This window comes from Wolbachia endosymbiont (group B) of Parapoynx stratiotata (genome assembly GCF_947250635.1).
Taxonomy (GTDB): Bacteria; Pseudomonadota; Alphaproteobacteria; order Rickettsiales; family Anaplasmataceae; genus Wolbachia.
Map to the genome: position 1 here is coordinate 643,956 of NZ_OX366335.1, position 23,927 is coordinate 667,882.

At 33.2% G+C, this 23,927-nt stretch carries 15 protein-coding genes and 5 pseudogenes; 15 read left to right on the forward strand and 5 right to left on the reverse strand.

Annotated elements, in window-relative coordinates; all coding sequences use genetic code 11:
• Window positions 1-67 precede the first annotated feature (67 nt).
• A pseudogene (locus OOT12_RS02855) lies at window positions 68-910 on the forward strand (IS110 family RNA-guided transposase); the annotation flags it as partial.
• 34 nt (window positions 911-944) lie between these two features.
• A pseudogene (locus OOT12_RS02860) lies at window positions 945-1,841 on the forward strand (IS256 family transposase); the annotation flags it as partial.
• 35 nt (window positions 1,842-1,876) lie between these two features.
• Here the strand turns inward: OOT12_RS02860 and OOT12_RS02865 are convergent.
• On the reverse strand, window positions 1,877-3,109 hold the full coding sequence (locus OOT12_RS02865; RefSeq protein ID WP_264685173.1) for an IS256 family transposase: 1,233 nt from the start codon (window positions 3,107-3,109) through the stop codon (window positions 1,877-1,879).
• Window positions 3,110-3,180: 71 nt separating this feature from the next.
• Here OOT12_RS02865 and OOT12_RS02870 point away from each other — a divergent pair.
• The 12 genes and pseudogenes from OOT12_RS02870 to OOT12_RS02925 form a co-directional block, all read left to right on the forward strand.
• Window positions 3,181-3,522, forward strand: a pseudogene (locus tag OOT12_RS02870) (transposase); the annotation flags it as partial.
• Between the two features lie 9 nt (window positions 3,523-3,531).
• A complete protein-coding gene (locus OOT12_RS02875; RefSeq protein ID WP_264377021.1) occupies window positions 3,532-3,717 on the forward strand; it encodes a hypothetical protein in 186 nt (61 codons plus the stop codon).
• 539 nt (window positions 3,718-4,256) lie between these two features.
• The gene (locus tag OOT12_RS02880; RefSeq protein ID WP_264685377.1) at window positions 4,257-6,371 is read left to right on the forward strand and encodes an AAA family ATPase; all 2,115 of its coding nucleotides are present in this window, start codon (window positions 4,257-4,259) and stop codon (window positions 6,369-6,371) included.
• Window positions 6,372-6,913: 542 nt separating this feature from the next.
• Window positions 6,914-7,663, forward strand: a complete 750-nt coding sequence (locus OOT12_RS02885) for an NTP transferase domain-containing protein (protein ID WP_262986641.1) — start codon at window positions 6,914-6,916, stop codon at window positions 7,661-7,663.
• 125 nt (window positions 7,664-7,788) lie between these two features.
• The gene (locus OOT12_RS02890) at window positions 7,789-8,742 is read left to right on the forward strand and encodes an NAD-dependent epimerase/dehydratase family protein (protein WP_264685378.1); all 954 of its coding nucleotides are present in this window, start codon (window positions 7,789-7,791) and stop codon (window positions 8,740-8,742) included.
• Window positions 8,699-11,026, forward strand: a complete 2,328-nt coding sequence (locus OOT12_RS02895; protein WP_264377003.1) for a glycosyltransferase — start codon at window positions 8,699-8,701, stop codon at window positions 11,024-11,026. The genes OOT12_RS02890 and OOT12_RS02895 overlap by 44 nt, the downstream gene beginning before the upstream one ends.
• On the forward strand, window positions 10,987-12,663 hold the full coding sequence (locus tag OOT12_RS02900) for a WG repeat-containing protein (RefSeq protein ID WP_263858704.1): 1,677 nt from the start codon (window positions 10,987-10,989) through the stop codon (window positions 12,661-12,663). Before OOT12_RS02895 ends, OOT12_RS02900 begins: the two co-directional genes overlap by 40 nt.
• 4 nt (window positions 12,664-12,667) lie before the next feature.
• A complete protein-coding gene (locus OOT12_RS02905) occupies window positions 12,668-13,657 on the forward strand; it encodes a phytanoyl-CoA dioxygenase family protein (protein WP_211908674.1) in 990 nt (329 codons plus the stop codon).
• Window positions 13,658-15,433: an ABC transporter ATP-binding protein gene (locus OOT12_RS02910; protein WP_211908065.1), complete on the forward strand. Its 1,776-nt coding sequence runs from the start codon at window positions 13,658-13,660 to the stop codon at window positions 15,431-15,433.
• Window position 15,434: 1 nt separating this feature from the next.
• Window positions 15,435-16,484 carry a threonine aldolase family protein gene (locus tag OOT12_RS02915; RefSeq protein ID WP_264685405.1) on the forward strand — a complete coding sequence of 350 codons (1,050 nt, stop codon included), beginning with the start codon at window positions 15,435-15,437 and terminating at the stop codon, window positions 16,482-16,484.
• Window positions 16,481-17,524, forward strand: coding sequence for a threonine aldolase family protein (locus OOT12_RS02920; protein WP_211908064.1), 1,044 nt, complete (start codon window positions 16,481-16,483; stop codon window positions 17,522-17,524). The genes OOT12_RS02915 and OOT12_RS02920 overlap by 4 nt, the downstream gene beginning before the upstream one ends.
• Before the next feature lie 140 nt (window positions 17,525-17,664).
• Entirely contained in the window at window positions 17,665-18,810 is a 1,146-nt protein-coding gene (locus OOT12_RS02925; RefSeq protein WP_264685379.1) for an MFS transporter, read from the forward strand.
• A gap of 17 nt (window positions 18,811-18,827) precedes the next feature.
• Here OOT12_RS02925 and OOT12_RS02930 read toward each other — a convergent pair whose 3' ends face one another.
• From OOT12_RS02930 to OOT12_RS02945, 4 genes and pseudogenes are all read right to left on the reverse strand, one after another.
• Window positions 18,828-20,135, reverse strand: coding sequence for a UDP-glucose dehydrogenase family protein (locus OOT12_RS02930; RefSeq protein WP_264376253.1), 1,308 nt, complete (start codon window positions 20,133-20,135; stop codon window positions 18,828-18,830).
• A gap of 47 nt (window positions 20,136-20,182) precedes the next feature.
• On the reverse strand, window positions 20,183-21,082 hold the full coding sequence (locus tag OOT12_RS02935; RefSeq protein WP_019236555.1) for a DMT family transporter: 900 nt from the start codon (window positions 21,080-21,082) through the stop codon (window positions 20,183-20,185).
• A 456-nt stretch (window positions 21,083-21,538) separates the two neighbouring features.
• A pseudogene (locus OOT12_RS02940) lies at window positions 21,539-22,150 on the reverse strand (helix-turn-helix domain-containing protein); the annotation flags it as partial.
• 35 nt (window positions 22,151-22,185) lie between these two features.
• A pseudogene (locus OOT12_RS02945) lies at window positions 22,186-22,527 on the reverse strand (transposase); the annotation flags it as partial.
• A gap of 71 nt (window positions 22,528-22,598) precedes the next feature.
• On the opposite strand from OOT12_RS02945, the gene OOT12_RS02950 reads away from it, so the two are divergent.
• Window positions 22,599-23,831 (forward strand): IS256 family transposase, encoded by a 1,233-nt coding sequence (locus OOT12_RS02950; protein WP_264685173.1) that lies wholly within the window; start codon window positions 22,599-22,601, stop codon window positions 23,829-23,831.
• Window positions 23,832-23,927: the final 96 nt, after the last annotated feature.

The window sequence follows — 23,927 nt, forward strand, 5'->3', positions numbered from 1 at the left end:
GATTGAGTTTTTAGGCTCGTATATAAGGGTGGAAAATGCAGTATTATATTATTCTTACGGAGGAATTATGAATTCATCAAATATCATTGCTGGCATTGATGTTAGCAAAAATAAGCTAGATATCCACATTCATCCACTTGGACATTATAAAGTATTTGAAAATGACGTTCAAGCTATTGATCAAATACTCGACTTTTTACGTTTGCATAATGTAACCAAAGTTGGACTTGAAGCAACTGGTGGGTACGAAAAATTATGTGCTTATACTTTACTAAGCCATGGTTTCGAAGTATATGTTATTCAACCTAGATGGGTTAGAGATTATGCAAAAAGCCTTGGTATCGCTACTAAAACTGATAAAATAGACTGCAGCATCATCTCACGTTATATCAATAATACAGATATGCGTGTTACTCCTTTAAAGGTTAGTAATATTGACAGTTTGAAGCAAAAGTTATCTCGCAGAAATCAATTAGTGGAAATGGCAAAAATACAAAAAACTCAAGCTCATCAAGTAACTGATATATCCATAATCAAACAAATGGAAGAACTACTTGCCATTTTGCAAAGTCAAATTCAAGTTTTAGAAGACGAGATGATAACATTGATTGAGCAAAGTCAAGAGCTTAAAGAAAAATACATATCAATAACTAGTATGCCAGGAGCAGGTAGAATCTTAGCTATTACTATGATCTGTTATCTACCAGAATTAGGAACTCTCCGACATAAAGAAATATCTAGCCTTTCTGGAGTTGCACCTTTTAATCGAGATAGTGGTTTTAGTAAAGGAAAAAGATGTATTCAAGGTGGTAGATCACAGATTAGAACAGTTTTACATATGTGTGTTCTTAGTGCACAAAAGTACAATTCTTATGGGAACGTTCAAAAAAGTGTGTCAAACCGAAAAAAAAGTAATAAATTGATATAAAAAATGGAGGTTTGATATGGGTCAAGCAAATAGAACTACTGGTTTGGTAGATTATAAAGAATTAGAAACAAATATCCTGTCATCTATACGAGAAGGAAGACCATTGACAGGAAGAGATGGAGCATTAACACCGTTTATAAAAAGGTTGCTAGAGGCAAGTCTGGAAGGTGAAATAGAAAGCCACATGTCAGCTAAAAGTGAAGAAAATAACCGAAGAAATGGAAGGAATGCAAAAACTTTACGTACAAGTTCAGGCTCATTTGAACTATTAACACCAAGAGACAGAGAAGGAAGCTTTGAACCGCAAATAGTCAAAAAAAGGCAAACAAGCCTACATCCAGAACTTGAAGCAAAGGTCTTAAGCACATATGCCAGTGGCATGGGATACAGAGATATAGCTTCACATGTTGAGGAAATATATGACCACAAAATATCAGCAGCAGAGATATCCAGTATTACTGATAAACTGCTACCAGTAATCAATGAATGGCGCAGCCGCCCACTGCAATCAGTGTATCCAATAGTGTTTATGGATGGCATGTTCTTTAAGGTCAAGGAGGACGGACATTGTATAAGTAAATGCATGTATAATATATTGGGCATAAATCAAAATGGCAGAAAAGAAGTATTAGGTTTTTATTTGGCTGAAAGTGAAGGAGCTAACTTCTGGTTGGGAGTTCTAAATGACCTAAAAGAGCGAGGAGTAGAAGATATTCTAATTGCCTGCATTGATGGGCTAAAAAGCTTTCCTGCGGCTATAAATAGTGTGTTTCCTAAGGCAGAAGTACAGCTATGTATAGTGCATCAGATAAGGAATTCACTGAAATATGTATCTAGCAAAGATGTAAAAGTTTTCATGAATGATTTGAAAAAAATATATCGTGCTTCAAGTAAAGAGATCGCTGAGAATTATCGGGAACGTTCAAAAAAGTGTGTCAAGCCGCATTTTTAGTTCAACTCAATTTTCAATCTATCTGGAAAGAAAATATCAAGTTGAGAAATAGTTAAAGCCCAATTAGGGAGAGCCATAATCCACTTTTGCTCTACCTTTTTTATAGCACAATATACCTGTTTGTACAAGGCATTTGTACTAGTAAATGAACCCTTAGTTTTAGTAAATTTCCTGATTTGTCTATGCAACCCCTCAATTGGATTGGTGGTGTAAATCAGCTTCCTAACTTGCCCAGAATACTTAAAATAACTGGATAAGTTTTCCCAATTGTTCTGCCAGGATTTTATAACTAAAGGATACTTCTCTCCCCATTTTTCTTCCAGCTCAAGCAGATAATTCTCAGCGATCTCTTTACTTGAAGCACGATATATTTTTTTCAAATCATTCATGAAAACTTTTACATCTTTGCTAGATACATATTTCAGTGAATTCCTTATCTGATGCACTATACATAGCTGTACTTCTGCCTTAGGAAACACACTATTTATAGCCGCAGGAAAGCTTTTTAGCCCATCAATGCAGGCAATTAGAATATCTTCTACTCCTCGCTCTTTTAGGTCATTTAGAACTCCCAACCAGAAGTTAGCTCCTTCACTTTCAGCCAAATAAAAACCTAATACTTCTTTTCTGCCATTTTGATTTATGCCCAATATATTATACATGCATTTACTTATACAATGTCCGTCCTCCTTGACCTTAAAGAACATGCCATCCATAAACACTATTGGATACACTGATTGCAGTGGGCGGCTGCGCCATTCATTGATTACTGGTAGCAGTTTATCAGTAATACTGGATATCTCTGCTGCTGATATTTTGTGGTCATATATTTCCTCAACATGTGAAGCTATATCTCTGTATCCCATGCCACTGGCATATGTGCTTAAGACCTTTGCTTCAAGTTCTGGATGTAGGCTTGTTTGCCTTTTTTTGACTATTTGCGGTTCAAAGCTTCCTTCTCTGTCTCTTGGTGTTAATAGTTCAAATGAGCCTGAACTTGTACGTAAAGTTTTTGCATTCCTTCCATTTCTTCGGTTATTTTCTTCACTTTTAGCTGACATGTGGCTTTCTATTTCACCTTCCAGACTTGCCTCTAGCAACCTTTTTATAAACGGTGTTAATGCTCCATCTCTTCCTGTCAATGGTCTTCCTTCTCGTATAGATGACAGGATATTTGTTTCTAATTCTTTATAATCTACCAAACCAGTAGTTCTATTTGCTTGACCCATATCAAACCTCCATTTTTTATATCAATTTATTACTTTTTTTTCGGTTTGACACACTTTTTTGAACGTTCCCGAATTATCTGCTTGAGCTGGAAGAAAAATGGGGAGAGAAGTATCCTTTAGTTATAAAATCCTGGCAGAACAATTGGGAAAACTTATCCAGTTATTTTAAGTATTCTGGGCAAGTTAGGAAGCTGATTTACACCACCAATCCAATTGAGGGGTTGCATAGACAAATCAGGAAATTTACTAAAACTAAGGGTTCATTTACTAGTACAAATGCCTTGTACAAACAGGTATATTGTGCTATAAAAAAGGTAGAGCAAAAGTGGATTATGGCTCTCCCTAATTGGGCTTTAACTATTTCTCAACTTGATATTTTCTTTCCAGATAGATTGAAAATTGAGTTGAACTAAAAATGCGGCTTGACACACTTTTTTGAACGTTCCCATTCTTATATAAGAATCTTCTTTGATAGGCTATACGATCAATACAAAAAACCATATAAAGTTGCTTCTACTGCTGCCATGAGAAAATTACTTATCCTTGCTAACTCTTTAATCAGAGATGGCAGGGTTTTTACTGAGGAATATAGCCCTAAAGCTGCTTAGATTGAAAATTAGTGTAGTTGTGGATAAGTGCGCTTACACAGACTGAAAGCACTTATCCACATCCACACTTCTTAAAAGAATTCAAATCAAATACTACAACTTAAATTACGTAAAATGTGTTAAAAGCATCTTTGGCTTTATAGTCCACTAAGTAAAAATTTATTTTTAGTATTTTTCTATTGACTTTTAACACAACTGCTTATATATAATATATATTACATACTATAAATATGTAATATATCAATGTGACAAAATAGAAGCATTATGATTATTTAATAGGAAGTTGACATAGTGAGGAAAATATTGTAGAATTATATTAGAGTATTTTGTCTTAAAAGAAAGAAAACTCTAAGAGCCTTCAATCTTACCTTTACTGTAAACCTGAACTGACTTCCTTCACTTATTAATATATTTTTCAAGCTTTGCCAAGAGAACCACCTACTACATTTTTTACTTCATGATAAGAGAACAAGACCGCAACCAATACAGCCTTGCTCAAAAACCTTTCAAACACTTAACTTTAAAAGGAGCTTCAACCCATGGTACAAGATTTTTTAACTGATGTCAAAGAAAAAAATACTTTAAATTATGATTTTAACGACGCTGTCTCACATTTAGAACCATTAGAACAATTTGATGTAGAAGAAATAAAAAGACAACTATTATTAAACATCAGATCATGCCTTTCTTATTTATTTCCAAGAGGAACTTTTCATGGTGACAAATTTCAGATAGGTGATGTACAAGGTAATAAAGGCAAAAGCCTCAAAGTTGAATTAGCGTATGGCAAGGTCGGATTATGGATTGATTTTGCAACTGGGGACGGTGGTGACATTATTGATCTTTGGGCAGCTGCACATGGGAAAAACGCTAAAATAGAATTTGTTGAAGTAATTTCTTCGATAAGTGAATGGATAGGATGTAACAAGCGACCTACTAAAGAGCAAAAGAGAATAACTCAATGGGACTATCTCGATCAGGATAATCAGTTGATTGCCAGCAAATATCGTTATGATACTGCTTCAGGAAAAAGTTATCAACCATTTGATGCTAAAAAATCTACCTTTACTGCACCTGAGATCAGGCCTCTGTATAACATTCCAGGCATCACTAAATCTGATAGAGTGATATTGGTAGAAGGGGAAAAATGTGCTGAGCTACTCATAGAACAAGGGATCACTGCAACAACAGCAATGTTTGGAGCAAAAGCACCTATTGAGAAAACTGATTGGACTCCACTTAAAGGTAAACACATTATTATATGGCCAGATAACGATGATCATGGAAAAGATTATGCTCAAGAAGCCGCAAAAAAGCTTTCTGGTTTTGGAGTTGCATCACTTTCTATTCTCAAGATTCCTCAAGATAAGCCAAAATCTTGGGATGCTGCAGATAGTGTGCTAGAAGGAATGAACGTTGAAGAATTTATCCTTAACAACAAAAGCCCTTATTCTTCAAGAAAGTCAAAAAGAATTGATACTACAGTTTGGACCAATATCCCTCCAGAAAGAAAGTGGGTTATTAAGGATTGGCTCCCTGTAGGAAGTGTTACAGCTCTTTATGGTGATGGTGGTGTTGGAAAATCTCTCCTTGCTCAACAATTAATGACAGCCGCTGCTTTTGGTAAACCTTGGCTTGGAATAGATCTGGAAAAAATAAAGACATATGGTGTGTTCTGTGAAGATGATGAAGAAGAACTTTGGCGTCGGCAATGCGCAATAAATGAATTTTATCAATCAGGTATGGAATCTTCTGATTTTCAGGATAATGTTGGCTTATGGTCACGAGCAGGGCACAATAATCAACTTATGGTTTTTAATAACAAAGATACTGGTCAATTAACTACGTACTTTCAAGAGTTACTTGAGGATATTGAATCGTTTCAGCCGAAGCTTGTGATATTAGATACAGCAGCAGACCTATTTGGAGGAAATGAAAACGACCGTTCTCATGTGAGACAATTTATTCAAGGTTGTTGTGGTCGAATAGCTCAAGCAATAAAAGGAGCTGTTTTATTACTTGCCCACCCTTCTGATGCGGGAATAATACGTAAAACTGGCACAGGCGGTTCAACAGCATGGAATAATACAGTAAGGTCTCGTTGGTATTTGACTAGACCAGATAAAGCTAATGCTTCTCCTGATGAGAGAATTTTATCGCGCAAAAAATCTAACTATTCGCAGTGCAATAACGGGCAAATGACACTTTACTGGAAAAATGGGGCATTTGTACATGACAATTCAGTTTTAAATTCAGAACCAATAATCAGAGATCAATATAGTAAAAAGTTGGATTTAGAACGGATGAGAAAACATGAGGTTATCTTGAATTTAATTCGCAGTAGCGCATATCAAGGTAATATTTATACTGCTGGACAATTTGCAAAGCGTTTTGAAGGAGAAGAGGGGCTTGGCAGTGAGCGCAATATTAGAGAAAGAATAAATAATCTTGCAACTCTTGGACAGATTAAATTCTTTCGTAATGCTGCAGGATATGGGACCAATTCTAAATATGGATTTCTTTGTGTGCAGGATATGGAATTTAAAGTTTCAGTAGGAGATAAAGTAGAGCACAAGTTAATAAAGCCAACACATTACTATCTACAAGCAAATGGTGCGGTCTTGCCTATTAAAGATTTAGATGTTTTGTGGTAATTTTTCAAAAAGTTTCTGAAAATAGCAATTACTTTTATTCAAATTTTCAGGATGTTGAGAGCATTTAAGAGGGGCAAGTGAGTTTTCTAAAAAACCTTCATACAAAATTTTCTTTACAATGAATAAAAATGACGATAAAATCATGTGCAAGTTTATTTTATACTAATAGAATTAGTATAAGTACATTTTATTCAAATTTTAAAGGGCATTACAGACGCTAAAGAGATACAATCGATTGGGTTGGACACACTCGCTTTAGAACTTAATTACAGGCTTTTTGGTGAATTAAGCAGTAGTTACCTTATTTCAAACAGAGTGGTCTAAGAGGTTTCATCAATAAAAACCATACTTGAAAGTAGCACACACTCAATTATAACTATGGGGCGTCTCTTTCTAAAATTTTACTTAAGAATTACTACAGATGCTAATTTAACGAATTTTGTCTGTTCGATGGTAGTTATTTTCCTCTAGAAAATCAAAGTGGACTTTACATCTTACTAATTATAAATTAACTTACTACCTAATCAATTCCTGAATTATGTATGAGTAAAATTTTGATAATATTAGCAGCAGGAAAGAGCAGTAGAATGAATTCTGAATATCCAAAAGCGTTGCACCAAGTGGGAAATCTTACTCTTTTAGAACATATAATTTCTAATGCAAAATCGCTGAGTCTAAAAAGCTTATCAATTGTTGTTAACAACTCCCTTCTAAAAGATTTAGAAAACTTTGATACTCTAAAAAGTATAATCGATCAATACAATATAAAACTAATAATTCAAGAAGATATTACAGGCACTGGCACTGCAGTTAAAATTGCTCTAGAAAATCTGGAGGAGTTATCTGATCAAGACATAGTTTTAATACAGTATGGAGACACTCCTTTTATATCTAGCGATACAGTTATGAAAATGACTGATTGTTTAAAGTATAATAATTTAGTTCTTCTTGGATTCAATAGTCAAGATGAACAATATGGAAGATTAGTAATTGATAATTACGGAAATGTTCAAAAAATCCTAAAAAATGGAGATAAAATGCTTCTTGCAAACTCTGGAATAATGGCTTTATATGCTAAAGATCTCTTTACCTTAGTAAAAGAAATAAAATTCAATAATTCGACCAATGAATATTGTCTTAATGATATAGTGCCCATTGCAGCAAACAATAACTTGAGTGTAGGTTATGTAGTTTCTGATGAAAGAGAAGCAATGGGAGTAAATAATAAAGAGGATTTGATTAAAGCCGAACACTATTTTCAAGAAAGAAGGCAGCCAACTTTTCTTTCATAACTACATTTTTTTATTCATTAATTTAAGTTGACATTTGTTTTATACTGGTTTTATAATACCTTTTGATTCTTACTTGTAAGATAATTGGTACGACAAATTTTCCTATTTGTAGTGAGAGGGTATACATGGGGATATTAATAACAGGTGCTGCAGGTTTGATAGGGTCAACCTTGGTGAAAAAGTTAGAAAACCAGGGCCATGAAGTAATAAACTGTGATATTAGGTTTCGCAACAATCCACTCAGTTTTTTTTCAGAAGATATAGTACCACTACTTGCTAAGTGTACAGGAATTATTCATCTGGCTGCAATTTCTCGAGTTATACATGGTGAACTTTATCCTGAACTGTGTAAAAAAATTAATGTTGATGGTACAATGCAGTTTTTAGGGTTATGTAAGTCACTTCCAAATAAACCATGGTTTATATATGCAAGTAGTAGGGAAGTCTATGGAGAGCAGAAGGAACTGCCGGTTACAGAATCTGCTAGTATCGATCCAATAAATAATTATGCCAAAGGTAAAGCATTTATTGAGAAGCAAATAACAAGTTTAAAAGATTTTAATGTAGCAATATTACGCTTTTCAAATGTATACGGTGGTTTACTAGATCATAACAGTAGAGTAATTCCCGCACTCTGTATTAATGCATTAAGAGGTGATCCAATTAAAATAGAAGGTAAAGAATGTGTTTTTGATTTTACCTACTTGGATGATGTTATAGAGGGTATATGCTTAACTGTTAAATATTTACAAAGTGAAAAATCTTCTCTTCCTGCTATTCATCTTACTACTAATAGCCCATGTACTTTAGAAAACTTAGCAAAAACAATATTAAAAGTCACGAAAAGTGATTCTAGAATTGATTTTTATCCTCCAAGAAATTTTGACGTAACTAAGTTCCATGGTGATTTTACTAGAGCTAAAGAGCTACTTGGTTGGTCTCCAAAGCATTCATTAGAAGTAGGATTAAGCAATTTTATAAAAAGTCTACAAAACAATATACAAGAGTATCCTAACAATATAGATATGGTAATATATGAAAATATTAAAAGTTATTCATGGTTACCCTCCTTATTATAGCGCTGGTTCAGAGGTTTACAGCCAAACTCTTGCTCATGAACTAGCAAATAACAATGAGGTACAAGTATTTACTAGGTATGAAAATAGCTTTTTACCTGATTTTTATTACACTACAGTCCTAGATCGTAGTGATTCTCGAATCTTACTGCATTTAATTAATATACCCATAGCTAAATATCGTTATAAATTTATTAATGAAGAAGTAGATATAAAATTTAAAAGAGTAATAGATAACTTTCAGCCAGATCTTATACATTTTGGTCATCTTAATCATCTATCAATTACTTTACCAGAAATTGCTTTTAAAGAAAATATACCTACAATTTTTACGCTACATGACTTTTGGTTAATGTGTCCAAGAGGAAGGTTTATTCAACGCAATTCTGAAGATTTATTACAGCTTTGTGATGGACAAAAGGATCAAAAATGTGCAACCCAATGTTACAAGGGATATTTTACAGGAGATGAAGAATTCCTGAATTCAGACCTAAATTATTGGGAACAATGGGTTGCAACTAGAATGAAGCACACAAGGAAAATAATAGACTATATAGATTACTTTATTTCCCCATCGAAATTCTTGATGGATAAATTTACTCAGGATTTTTATGTTCCGATAAACAAAATTTCTTATCTTGATTATGGTTTTGATCTCAATCGTCTTAAGAATAGAAATAGAGTACAAGAAAAAGAGTTTATTTTCGGTTATATTGGTACTCATACTCCCGAAAAAGGTGTTGATCTATTATTGAAAGCTTTTTCTCACTTATCATCTAAAGCAAAACTTAGAATTTGGGGAGCAGCAAGAGAAGAAACTAAAGCTTTAAAAGCGATTGCCGATCAGTTTTCACCTGTTGTTAAAGAAAGAATAGAGTGGATGGGAAGTTATGATAATAAGAATATAGTTACTGACGTATTTAATAAAGTTGATGCAATAGTCGTTCCTTCAATTTGGGGTGAAAATTCACCGTTAGTAATACATGAAGCACAGCAACTTAGAATACCAGTTATAACAGCCGATTATGGTGGTATGGCAGAATATGTAAGAGATGGACTATTATTTAAGCACAGAGATGCAAGTAGTTTGTCAGAAAAAATGCAAGTCCTATCTACAAATCAGGAGTTATACAATAAACTTACCCAAAAAGGCTATCCTTATACTAAAAATGGAAATATACCTTCTATGAGTGAGCATATTGAGAAACTTAACAAGATTTACCGTAATGCTATTGAAAAGAAAGGCAAATCAGTAGCTGTTAAACCCGGTCCTTGGAGAATTACTTTTGATACTAATCCAGATTACTGTAATTTTGCTTGTATAATGTGCGAATGTTTTTCACCATACAGCAAAGTTAAAGAAGAAAAGAAAGCTAAAGGAATAAAACCTAAGATACTGTCGATAGAAACTATCAGAAAAGTAATTAAGGAAGCAGCTGGCACACCTTTAAGGGAAATCATTCCTTCTACTATGGGTGAGCCTTTAATGTATAAAAGCTTTGATGAAATAATCAATTTGTGCCATGAGTTCGGCCTTAAGCTTAACCTCACAACCAATGGTTCTTTTCCCATTAAAGGAGCTAGAAAATGGGCTGAACTATTGGTACCAATTTTATCTGATGTTAAGATTTCCTGGAATGGGGCAACTAAAGAAACTCATGAAAGAATCATGAAAGGTTCAAAATGGGAAGTAGTGACAGAAAATTTAAAAACTTTCCTTGAAGTTAGAGATAAATACTTTAGCGATACAGGTGAAAGGTGTACCGTTACTTTACAATTAACATTTTTGGAAAGTAATTTACATGAACTCTATGACATAGTTAAGATGGCCATAAAAAACGGCATAGATAGAGTTAAAGGACATCATCTTTGGGCACATTTTGAGGAAATTAAGGATCTATCTATGAGAAGAGATGAGTTAGCAATTAGTAGATGGAATACAGAGGTGAGAAGGTTATATGAGCTTAGAGATAATATGCTATTACCAAATGGTAAAAAGATAAAATTAGAAAATTTTACAATTCTTTCTCAAGAAGGTATTAAGGATTTGGCTCCAGGTGGTCAATGCCCATTTTTAGGTAAAGAAGCATGGATAAACAATGAAGGAAAGTTTAGTCCTTGCTGTGCTCCAGATGAACTCCGTAAGACATTAGGAAATTTTGGTAATGTTAATGAGGTTAAACTCGAGGAAATATGGCAGAGTAGTGAGTACCTAAGCTTACAAAAGAATTATTTAAATTACAAATTATGCAAAACATGCAACATGAGAAAACCTTTGATCAATTAATCAAAGATAATCTTAAATCTATTAAAATTTCACCGTGTGAGAGTTTTCACGAATTACTAGGAAATCCTTTGTATGAAGATAGGTTTATAAAGGTTGGTAAATTTCATGAGCCCGGTCTTGCACCGGTTTATGATCAGACAGGTGCTTATCATATCAATGTAAGAGGAGAAGCAGTTTATCATCATAGATTTCTAAAAACTTTTGGATTCTACTTTAATAGAGCGGCCGTAGAAGATGATACAGGGTGTTACCATATTGATTCATCTGGATGTAGAGTATACAAACAGTCGTATCAATGGATTGGAAATTATCAGGAAGATATTTGTGTAGTTAGAAGACATGATAAATGTTTTCATATTAATTTAAATGGCAACAGGATTTATCAGGAGGAATATGATTATGTTGGAGATTTTAAGGATGGTATCGCTGTAGTCTATAAGGATGGTAAAGCTACACATATTAATCATCATGGAAAGTTAGTACATAATAAATGGTATAAAAAACTTAATGTTTTTCATAAAGGGTATTCTATTGCAGAAGATCAACATGGTTGGTTTCATATAGATATTAATGGTGATCCTGTTTACCAGCAGAGATTTAAAATGGTAGAAGCATTTTATAATGGGATGGCAAAAGTTGAAACTTTTGAAGGTGTGTTAGGACAAATCGATATTACCGGAAATGTAAAGTTTAGTATTTTTGATTTAGGTAAAGAATCTCAAGTGCATAGGATTTCTGCAGAACTTTCAGCCTTTTGGAAAACTTACCTAACAAGCGTTGCTATTGAACTTGATTTGTTAAATATTTTACCTGCAACTGTGCCGTTTTTATCTAAAAAGTTAAACATTATCGTACCAAATCTAGAAAGGCTGTTAAGGGCGTTGTGGGAAATAGGGTTTATTGATTACGATAAGGACGAGGACTTATGGAAACTATCATCAAAAGGTAAGTGTTTTAAGGAAATACCATTTTTGCCAAAAGCAGCAACAATGTGGGCAAGAGTTGCCGCTGAAAAGAATTGGTTAAAGATGGCCGATATACTAAAACAGAAGTCTATCTCTTCATTTGAATCTTTTAAGGAAAGAGAAGCATCAGAAGATAAGAAAATAGCATTTTACCAAGCATTACTAGGATATTCTAGGTTTGATACTAAAGAGTTTAATTCTAGAATTAATATAGATGATGCTAAGAATATATTGCTATTTGGTGTACACTCTTTATTTCTTGCTTATTCTGATATACACAATAAAGGTTCTATAGGCCTATATAACGAACATAAAGTACCAAGACAGTTAGTAGAAAATTTAAAAGTCAAACTTATAACTCAGGAAGAACTATCAGTTACAAATTATGAATTAGGTGTCTTTTGCCGCTTTCTACAGCACTATGATGATGATAAAGTATTGTCTTATTTAAAATTGGTCAAAGGAATATCTCGTATTTTATTGATAGAAACTATTTTAGATTACCGCTCTCCAACTGGAGGCTCTGTAGATATTAATGTCATGGTTGAAACAGGAGGTAAACTAAGAACATTAAACGATTGGGAAAAAATACTCAAACAAGTAAAAGGATTCAAAATTTTTGCTGTTTTACCTTTAACAGATTACTTATCAGTTATTGATGTCAGATGTTAATCACATGGAAACATTACAAAAAAATGGTTTTTTTATTATCAAAAATCTGGTTCCTTTAGAGCTAATAATTCAGTCTTTAAGTGATATAACAAATAAGATATCAAAGCTATCCCAAGAAATAAGTGTTTCAACTTCTGACTACTTAAACTGTACCGGCAGATGGGGCATGTTATCTCAAGTAACTAGAATTATATCTCAAGCATTAGATAAAATTATTAAAAATTACCTTGAAAAGTCACTTCAGTGTCAGATACTGCAGAAAAAATCAAATGTTATATGTAAAACTGCTGATTTAATAGATGCAGTTCCCTTTCACCAAGACATCTCCTATAGTTTCAATGATCCTTACCACTTTTCCGTTTGGTTAGCTTTGAATAATGTAAGTGAAACTTCAGGTGCACTACAAATTATAGAAAACAGTCATAAATGGGAAATACAGCCTTTAGTTGATTTTTGGTACCCATATTTTTTTGATCAGTACTCAAACAACCGAGAAAATTACAAAATTAAGTCACTACCTATTTCAGCAGGAGATGCGATAGTTTTTGATTCACGGTTATGGCATGGTAGTGATAAGAATACAGATGCTAAAGATAGATTTGCTTATGTAACAAGGTGGATTATAAAAGATCAAGACCTTCCCTATGTGCCAAAACCTCAGCCTTCAGTTTTTGGTATACTCAATTGTGGTGAGTTAACAGAATCTATACTGAGAGAATGCTTGTCATTGTTTGGCTACCAGGAAAGTATAAAAGCAAAAAACATGGAAGAACTTATCAAGAGCTGGTTAGCCTTTATTACAGATACAACTACAAATATTTCTGAGATCGACACTACTGAGGCTAAGCGAGATTTATATAAGCTGCTTATTCTAAATCAAGCATCAGCACTACATGATGCTGGAGACATCTCAGGAAAAATATACAAAAATTTATGGTTTTCACTACTTGTATTTCTCAATAAAAAAGTCAACGTAGTGGAGCTAGCATTGTAAATGAACAGAAGTAGAGTTGATAGCTTCAAATGTGTATTGATGTTCATCTTGAATATAGTATCTAAATTCAAGCTTAATGTACTTATAATGTCTTTAGTTGCTCTGGTGGTAGCTGTTGATTTGTCTTTTAGAAAGTATTTAGTAAAAAATATTCTAGATACAGCTGTAAAATATCAGGAAGGTAATGTAATTGAAAATCTTTTATTACCTGTAAGCGCTTATCTTGGTATGGCATTACTTATCACTACTGCTTTTAGATTCTATGGCTATTTTGTTGACATTCGAATGTTTACCTTAATGCGTCAAAAAATAGCTGATATGTCTTTTTGTAGGCTACTCCAACAAGACCATTCCTATTATCAGAACAATTTATCCGGAAGTTTAGTACATAAGGCCAGTAACTTAATGGATAGTGTGATAGAGTTAATAAGATTGCTTATAGATTGTTTTTTCGGTTACAGCATAGCATTAGTCTTAGCTATTTATACCTTATCATTAGTAAACATAAAATTTGCAATCGCCACATTCACTTGGGTAAGCATTTTTATTTTAGTATCGATTTTCAGCTTTCGTGTACTTACTGAACTAGCTGATAATTACTCTAAACAAAATTCACAAGTAATAGCTAGTATAGCAGATAGTATTTTAAATGTTATATCAGTAAGGCTATTTTCTCAGCAAGCACATGAGAGACACAAATTTTTTCAAATATGCAAGAAAAGAACTATTGCAGAGAGAAAATTACAATGGGCATACTTTTGTCTTTGGTTTATATATGGCTATTCATTTGATATACTCCAAGCAGTAAACTTGTACTTTTTAATTTATGACTATCAATTGAACAAAATTGCAATAGGAGATATTGCTCTTGTACTTGGAATTAATATATCGATTATAGAGTTTCTTAACCATCTAACTAGGAATCTTACCCAATTTTCTACTCATTTCGGCAAAGTTTCAGATGCATTGCCAATCTTGACTACTGTACCAGAAATTCAAGATAAGGAAAATGCTAAAGAATTAAATTTATTAAGTGGAAGAATAACGTTTAACAATGTTTCTTTTTCTTATGAAGGTCAGGAGCCATTATTTCAAGATTTCTCAGTTACCATTAATCCTTGCGAAAAGGTAGGTCTAGTTGGTTATTCTGGAGGTGGTAAATCTACTTTTATAAACTTAATTCTAAGGCTATTTGATGTTAAAAAAGGTAATATACAGATTGATAATCAAATAGTATCAGAAGTTACACAGAGTTCTTTGAGGCAACAAATATCTGTAATACCTCAAGACCCATTGTTATTTCATGATACTATTTTAGCAAACATCATATATGGTAGACTTCAATCTACTATCGAAGAAATAATGAGAGCTGCAAAGCTGGCTGGTATTCACGATTTCATTATGACTCTACCAGATCAATATGGAACTACAGTCGGAGAAAAAGGCATCAAGCTATCTGGAGGAGAAAGACAAAGAATAATAATAGCCAGGGCATTTTTAAAAAACGCTCCAATATTATTTCTCGATGAACCAACTAGTCAGTTAGATTCTATAACAGAAAAAACAATTCAAATGAGTTTATTCAAATTGATGAAAAATAAAACTACGATTACTATAGCACACCGTATTTCTACACTTTTACACATGGACCGAATTCTAGTATTTAACAAAGGAAAAATTGTCCAAGATGGTAAACATGCTGAATTAGTTTCTAAGCAAGGTCTTTACAAGGAACTTTGGAATGCTCAAATTGGTTGTTTGAATGGCAAAAAATAAGATGGAAAAAATTATTGATCTGAGAAGTGACACTACAACTCTGCAGGGCTCCAACGTTATACATGCAATAAGTAATGCAACTGTTGGAGATTTTGCTTATAGTGAAGACAAAAGCTGTAATGACTTATCAGAATATTGCAAACAATTATTCAAAGTAGAAGAAGCATTATTTGTAACCAGCGGTATGCTTGCAAATAGATTAGCCATTGCCAGTCAAACAAGTCCTGGTGATGAACTAATAACTCATTATAATTACCACGTTAATTTTTTCGATAGCGCAGGCAATGCAAAAGTAAATAATATCGTATTTAATTGTATTAGAAATAATAGCGGAATCTTAGATGTTGATGAAGTAGAATATGCTATTAATTCTAAGCCGAGGTATAAAATTTTTGCTCAGGTGAGTCTTGTTTCTATAGAAAATAGTATAAATGGGTTTAATGGTAAAATTTATCCTTTTGAAAAACAAGTCGAGTTATATCACTTTTTAAAAGCTCACAATGTAAATCTTCATTTAGACGGTGCAAGAATATTTAATGCTCATATCGAAACAAATATTGCTTTAGCAGATTATGCTAAATATGTGGATACAATGAGCTTTTCTTTTACTAAAGGACTTGGCGCTCCTTTTGGTTCAATGCTTATGGGTAAAAGAGAGATAATTGAAAGGGCTAAAAAGCTACAGGTTTGGCTAGGTAGTGGTTATCATCAGATAGGGTATTGTGCTAATGCAGCAAAATACGTACTACAGAATAATATCTCTAGGCTTAAAGAAGATAATAAGCTCGCTAAATTGTTTGCAGATAAGATTAAAGAAATTCCACACATAAAACTGGTACTACCTTATCCAGAAACTAATATAGTAAGCTTCAGTATAAAAGCACTAAATGTAACTAATGAGGTTTTCTTGAGTAAGTGCCAAGCTTATGGTTTATTGCTTTTTCCTTGGCTCGAGTCTCATATAAGAGCAGTTACCCATCTTGGCACAAAGGAAACAGAAATCATGAAAGCTGCTGAAATTATAAAGGAGGTTGTGTTAAATTTAATATGAGAATAAAAATAGATTTCTTTAGCGATTCAAACACTGACCCTTCAGCTAAAATGAGGGAAGCGATGGCTAAAGCAAAAGTTGGAAACGAAGCTGCATGTGAAGATCCAACTGTAAACGAATTAGTGGCAACCGCATGTAAAATATTAGGTAAACCTGCAGGAATCTTTTTGATTTCAGGAACGATGTCCAATGTAATTGCTTATAAAGTACACATTCAAAGACCTGGTGATTACTTGCTGCTTGATGAAACTTCACATCCACTCATAGTACAATCTGGCTTGATCGCAGCCCAGGCACATGCCACTCCTTTGCCCATCAAAGGTACGAGAGGAATATTTACTGGAGAACAAATTGTTGAGTTTATTACTCGTCCTAGTTTAAGAAATATTCCGAGAGTTGGGCTTGTTTCTATCGAACAAACGACAAATTTTGGTGGTGGAGCTGTGTGGCCTTTAGAATATATTCAAGAGATCTCAAGTCTCTGCAAAGAGAATGACGTATTCACTCATTTAGATGGAGCAAGACTGTTCAACGCTTGTGCTCATACTAAAATATCTCCAAAAGAGTATGCAAGTTATTTTGATTCGATATTTATTGATTTTAGTAAAGGATTAGGTGCTCCAATGGGCGCAATATTGCTTGGAAGTGAAGATTTTATTGAAAAAGCTTGGTACTATAAGTTTCAAATTGGCGGAGGTATGCACCAAGCTGGCATTATTTCAGCTGCATGTTTATATGCTCTACATAATAATGTAAATTCTTTAGAAGAAGATCATAAAAAAATGCAGCACCTTATAGAAGGCCTAGGCTCTATAGATCAAGTTATAATTGATATCGACCTGTATAAAACTAATATAGCGTATTTTTCATTACATACTAATTGTATATCTACTCAAGAATTAATAAACGTACTAATGACAAATTATGGAATTAGAATGGCTAACATCAAAGGTAAAATCAGAGCTATAACACATAGAGATATAAGCTATGAAGATATTAATACTACTGTATCTGCTATAAGAAAGATACTAAGTAAGTAATTTTCTGCACTAATTGTTTGCAAACTTCTTGTCAAACAATATTATACCAATATAGTATTATGCTAGCATCTGCATAGAGCTATTTGGGAATAGGTGTGAACTTTGTCTTCTTTCAATATTTACTATTCTTCTGTGGATATATGCTGCTTTATTTATCAAGACAAAGTATACCAATTGCTCTACCACTGTTAATAGATACTGACCATGTAAAATTAAGCTATTTTTTTGCCTGCTTTTCTTTTTTTTATGGAGTATCAAAATTTGTTAATGGAATAATCATGGACTCCAAAAATAATCCATTATTTATGTTTGGGCTATGCAATATTGCAACTGGATTATTAACCATTGGTATAACTTCATCATATAATAATCTAACTTTATTACTGTTAACATTAATATTATTAGCTTGGACACAAGGGTTAGGTTGGCCAGCTATTACCAAGTTTATGGTTACAAACTCTAGCATCTCTTCAATTGCATCATCATGGGGAGTTATGAGCTCATCTCAGCAACTTGGTTCTTGTATTACTTTAATTGTATTACCAAGTATAATTAAAATATATGATGCAAAAAGTGCATTTTTGTACTCTGGTCTCTTATGCTTACTTTTTGGAATTTATACAATATTAAAAGCATATTACAAAGAAAGTGCCAACTTTACTACCTATTATAAGGTGCAGAAATCTCAAATAGGTATCAAGGTAACAAGTTCCATATGGTTTCTATGTTGTGCTACTTTTTGTGCTTATATTATAAAAATGGGAATCTTTTTTTGGTTTCCTATAATTTTAATGGATAAATTACAAATTTCTCTTGTACAATCCTCACTAATAACAGGCGTATATGATTTAGGTGGAATCCTTGGAACTTTAATCACAGGAAGAATTAGTGATATGTACTTCTTTCAAAATAGAAGCTTGCTGGCATTACTTTACATGTTGGGTATAGCACTCACTTTTATTGCAATGAACTTTGGTCAAAACATAATTCTTATGAACCTTGGTGCAATCTTATCAGGATTCTTTATATTTGGAGTGCAAGTACTGACAGGTGTTATAGCTGTAGAAATTGCTCCACAAAATAATGTGTGTGCAATTGTAAGCTTAACAGGATTATTTGGGTATATTGCAAGTTCAATATTTTCATGCGTGCTCTTAGGAGTACTTGTTAAGCACTGTGGTAACAGTATTATGTTTTCATTTTTTTCCATTTGCTCTGTTGTTGCACTCGTTTGCTTTTCCATACTATCAAGCAAAGATCTAAAAAAACTAAGTAAAGCGGTGTAAAAAAAATTTCTCAACAGTTAAACTTTGTAGATAGATTTTTTACCCAAGGAATAAACATGGTAACCATATCTTAGTAATAGCTCGCTATCTAATAAATTACGGAAATCAAAAACATTAGGTGCAGCCATAATACTCTTTAAACTTGCAAAATCTTGATTTTTAAATTCTTTCCACTCCGTTAATAATAATAAGGCTTCCGCGTCTCTTGCAGCCCCTATAGCATTGTCTGCGTACTCTATATCCTTTAGAACTTGCCTAGCATTATCCATCCCCATTGGATCATATGCAGTAATTTTAGCCTTGTTATTCACTAACAATTTTGCAATATCTATAGCTGGGCTATTTCTTACATCATCAGTACCAGACTTAAAAGTTAGCCCCCATATTGCTATTTTTTTATTTTGGACTCCATTTAATACATATTCTACCTTTTTAGCAATGTTTGTTATATGATTATAGTTAGATTCTTTAACTGAATTTAAAATTTGTAGCTTAACATTGTAGTCTTCAGCAAGCCTTAATAAAGCTGACAAATCCTTAGGAAAACATGATCCTCCAAATCCTGGACCAGCTTTGAGAAATTCCTTACCTATTCTATGGTCCATTCCCATACTGTTAGCTAAAAGGTCAATGTCTGCTCCTAATAGCTCACATAAACCTGCCATCTCATTGATAAAAGCAACCTTTGTTGCTAGAAAGGCATTAGAAGCATATTTAATCATTTCAGCAGTAACTGTATCAGTGACTATTAACGGAATATTCTTATCTATAAATGATCTATATATAACTTCTAGTTTTGCCCTAGCTAGCTTAGTTTTTACTCCTATTATTATCCTATCTGGGTATAAAAAATCTGATACTGCAGAGCCTTGCTTGAGAAACTCTGGATTAACTCCTAAATCAAAGTTATAGCCCTTATTAGATAAATAATTATGTATATTTTCTGCAGTACCAGGAGGAACAGTTGACTTTATCACTATTAAGCAATCTTGATTAACTCTCTCAGAAACTTCACTTACTGCATTATATACATTCTTTAAATTTGCATTTCCTAGGGAGTCTGATGGAGTATCTACAGTTACAAATACTACTTCTGTATTGGGATTTATTTGAGAATACGAATCAAAAAATCTTATCCTTTGTGACTTTATATTATTCTCTAAATAATCTGCTAATCCAGGTTCATATAAGGGAATTTTCCCTGATTTCAAAAGTTCAATCTTCTCAGTATTTATGTCAATGCAATCAACTTTATGGCCCTGCTCCGATAACATTGTACCAGATACTAAGCCTACATACCCTACTCCTATAATAGTTATGTGCATTTTATTATCACCTTAAAAATATAGCTTAGCATCTAAAATAAATACCATTAACAATTATAAACTTTTGTTGTTACATTATTTTTCTTAATTGCCTTACCTTCCGAATAAGCTATAAATAAGGTTGATGGTATTAATATCAAAGTACCATATAAAGCACTTTTATCAGGTAATTCATTAAATATAACGTATGCTACTATTGCAGAAATTATTAGCTCTATGTATCTATAAGGTGCAAGTGCAGTAGCATCAGTAAGAGCAAAAGCTTTTAACATGAAGAACAGAATTAGGTTTGAACTTATTCCTAAAATCAGCAGTAATACTAACTCCAACAAGGAAGGCATATGCCAATAAAATAACAAAGATGGAGTGGAAAAAATTGTTGTTGTTAGAGCTGAGTAAAATAATATACTTATTATTGTCTCCTTCATTACAAGCTTCTTATTAAGTACATCTAGTATAGCGAAGATTAATGCGGATACAATAAAAATAAGAATTTTAGGATTAAAATCCTCACTATAAGCTTTAGTAGTAATAGCAATACCAATAAAACCAATGACAGCTACTACCCATCTTTGCCAAATTATATTTTCTTCCAGAAAAGGAATTGCAAGAAGCATAACAAATAATGGTATTGAGAAACCTATAATTGTTGCAGTTACTATTGGGCAAATAGTCAACCCATAGGTCCATAAGGTCATTCCACAAAACAACAATGCACCTCTAGTTATTTGAATAGATATTCGACTTGTTTTACAAACTCCTATTCCATAGTAAAATATAAAAGGTATAAGAGTAATAGTGCTAAATAAAAAACGGAAAAAGATTATCTTAAAACTTTGAAGGTGTAAACCGAGACACTTTGATATAGTATCATTAACTACACTACTAAGTAAACTGAGTATAAACCAGGTAACTCCAAGCAAATAAGCTCTTAGTCTGTGATCCATAAAACTCCAAATTTAATATTTTATGAGATAACTTTACTGTACAAAAGATCAATAATAGAAAAGGTTTCTTCTATCTACTGTTTAACCATATTCATAAATATTTAGTAGAAATAATTTGAGAAGTGTTATATAAAATGCAGCTTTATTGCATAATTTTAATAAACAGAAATGCTAACTGATTTTTTTGTAATATATGATAATACTTGCGAATACTCTCACATTATCAGGAAAAGTAATCGGGAGTACTGACGGCTGTGGCGATTTTACCAACTAGCTCCTCTGCTAGCATTAGCAATATGTGTTTTCAGCATCAATTTTAAAAGCATTAAATTTGAAGTTTATCAAACAACACGAATTAGCAGCAAAACTTTATGAAAATGCTTCAGTTGAGTTAGCTAAACAAGGATTTATAATGGTTAATATATTGACTATTTTTACTTGTATCTTAAACACAATTCAATTTTCACACTCATCGGCAGTTAGGCCACTTGCTCGCAAAATAACATCAGTAGAAACACCCGCCTTCACTAGATTTTTCGCAACCTTGATCTTTTCTGTTTTTTTAACTTTCTCTTTGCTATTCTTCATATCCCTAGATAAAAATTTCTTCACTAATTCTTGCTCTTCAGTTTTTCTTAGTAAATTAAGTAGTTCACTATCTTCATTTGTTTTAGGCAGCAGAACTTTAATATTCACTGATAATCCTTCTGCTATTTGATATAATTTGTCAAATGATATGGCAGTGTATCCTATTTCATACTCGTGTATTTCCTTGAGTGTTAAACCAACTTTGTTTGCTAAATCTTTCTGAGTATACCTTTTTATCAATCTCCATTCTCTTATTCTTTGCCCTATTCTGTAGTATATAGAATCAGTGCAGACTTCTTTCTCTGTATTATCATACTCGTAAATAGATAAGCCGGTTGCTTGGGAAATTATGTCAACTGAAACCCCTTCTTTCACTAGATTTTTTGCTATTTCCAACCTTGCCTCTTCTTGATTAATTTTTTCGCTAATATGAACGAATCTGACTAATGAAGGTACTATTTTGCCTAACTTTTGATTCTCGGGGAACGTTCAAAAAAGTGTGTCAAGCCGCATTTTTAGTTCAACTCAATTTTCAATCTATCTGGAAAGAAAATATCAAGTTGAGAAATAGTTAAAGCCCAATTAGGGAGAGCCATAATCCACTTTTGCTCTACCTTTTTTATAGCACAATATACCTGTTTGTACAAGGCATTTGTACTAGTAAATGAACCCTTAGTTTTAGTAAATTTCCTGATTTGTCTATGCAACCCCTCAATTGGATTGGTGGTGTAAATCAGCTTCCTAACTTGCCCAGAATACTTAAAATAACTGGATAAGTTTTCCCAATTGTTCTGCCAGGATTTTATAACTAAAGGATACTTCTCTCCCCATTTTTCTTCCAGCTCAAGCAGATAATTCGGGAACGTTCAAAAAAGTGTGTCAAACCGAAAAAAAAGTAATAAATTGATATAAAAAATGGAGGTTTGATATGGGTCAAGCAAATAGAACTACTGGTTTGGTAGATTATAAAGAATTAGAAACAAATATCCTGTCATCTATACGAGAAGGAAGACCATTGACAGGAAGAGATGGAGCATTAACACCGTTTATAAAAAGGTTGCTAGAGGCAAGTCTGGAAGGTGAAATAGAAAGCCACATGTCAGCTAAAAGTGAAGAAAATAACCGAAGAAATGGAAGGAATGCAAAAACTTTACGTACAAGTTCAGGCTCATTTGAACTATTAACACCAAGAGACAGAGAAGGAAGCTTTGAACCGCAAATAGTCAAAAAAAGGCAAACAAGCCTACATCCAGAACTTGAAGCAAAGGTCTTAAGCACATATGCCAGTGGCATGGGATACAGAGATATAGCTTCACATGTTGAGGAAATATATGACCACAAAATATCAGCAGCAGAGATATCCAGTATTACTGATAAACTGCTACCAGTAATCAATGAATGGCGCAGCCGCCCACTGCAATCAGTGTATCCAATAGTGTTTATGGATGGCATGTTCTTTAAGGTCAAGGAGGACGGACATTGTATAAGTAAATGCATGTATAATATATTGGGCATAAATCAAAATGGCAGAAAAGAAGTATTAGGTTTTTATTTGGCTGAAAGTGAAGGAGCTAACTTCTGGTTGGGAGTTCTAAATGACCTAAAAGAGCGAGGAGTAGAAGATATTCTAATTGCCTGCATTGATGGGCTAAAAAGCTTTCCTGCGGCTATAAATAGTGTGTTTCCTAAGGCAGAAGTACAGCTATGTATAGTGCATCAGATAAGGAATTCACTGAAATATGTATCTAGCAAAGATGTAAAAGTTTTCATGAATGATTTGAAAAAAATATATCGTGCTTCAAGTAAAGAGATCGCTGAGAATTATCTGCTTGAGCTGGAAGAAAAATGGGGAGAGAAGTATCCTTTAGTTATAAAATCCTGGCAGAACAATTGGGAAAACTTATCCAGTTATTTTAAGTATTCTGGGCAAGTTAGGAAGCTGATTTACACCACCAATCCAATTGAGGGGTTGCATAGACAAATCAGGAAATTTACTAAAACTAAGGGTTCATTTACTAGTACAAATGCCTTGTACAAACAGGTATATTGTGCTATAAAAAAGGTAGAGCAAAAGTGGATTATGGCTCTCCCTAATTGGGCTTTAACTATTTCTCAACTTGATATTTTCTTTCCAGATAGATTGAAAATTGAGTTGAACTAAAAATGCGGCTTGACACACTTTTTTGAACGTTCCCTTAGTGGATTTAAAAGAAATACCGATGTTATGGAGTGAGCAAATAGAAAAATTTTATGGATT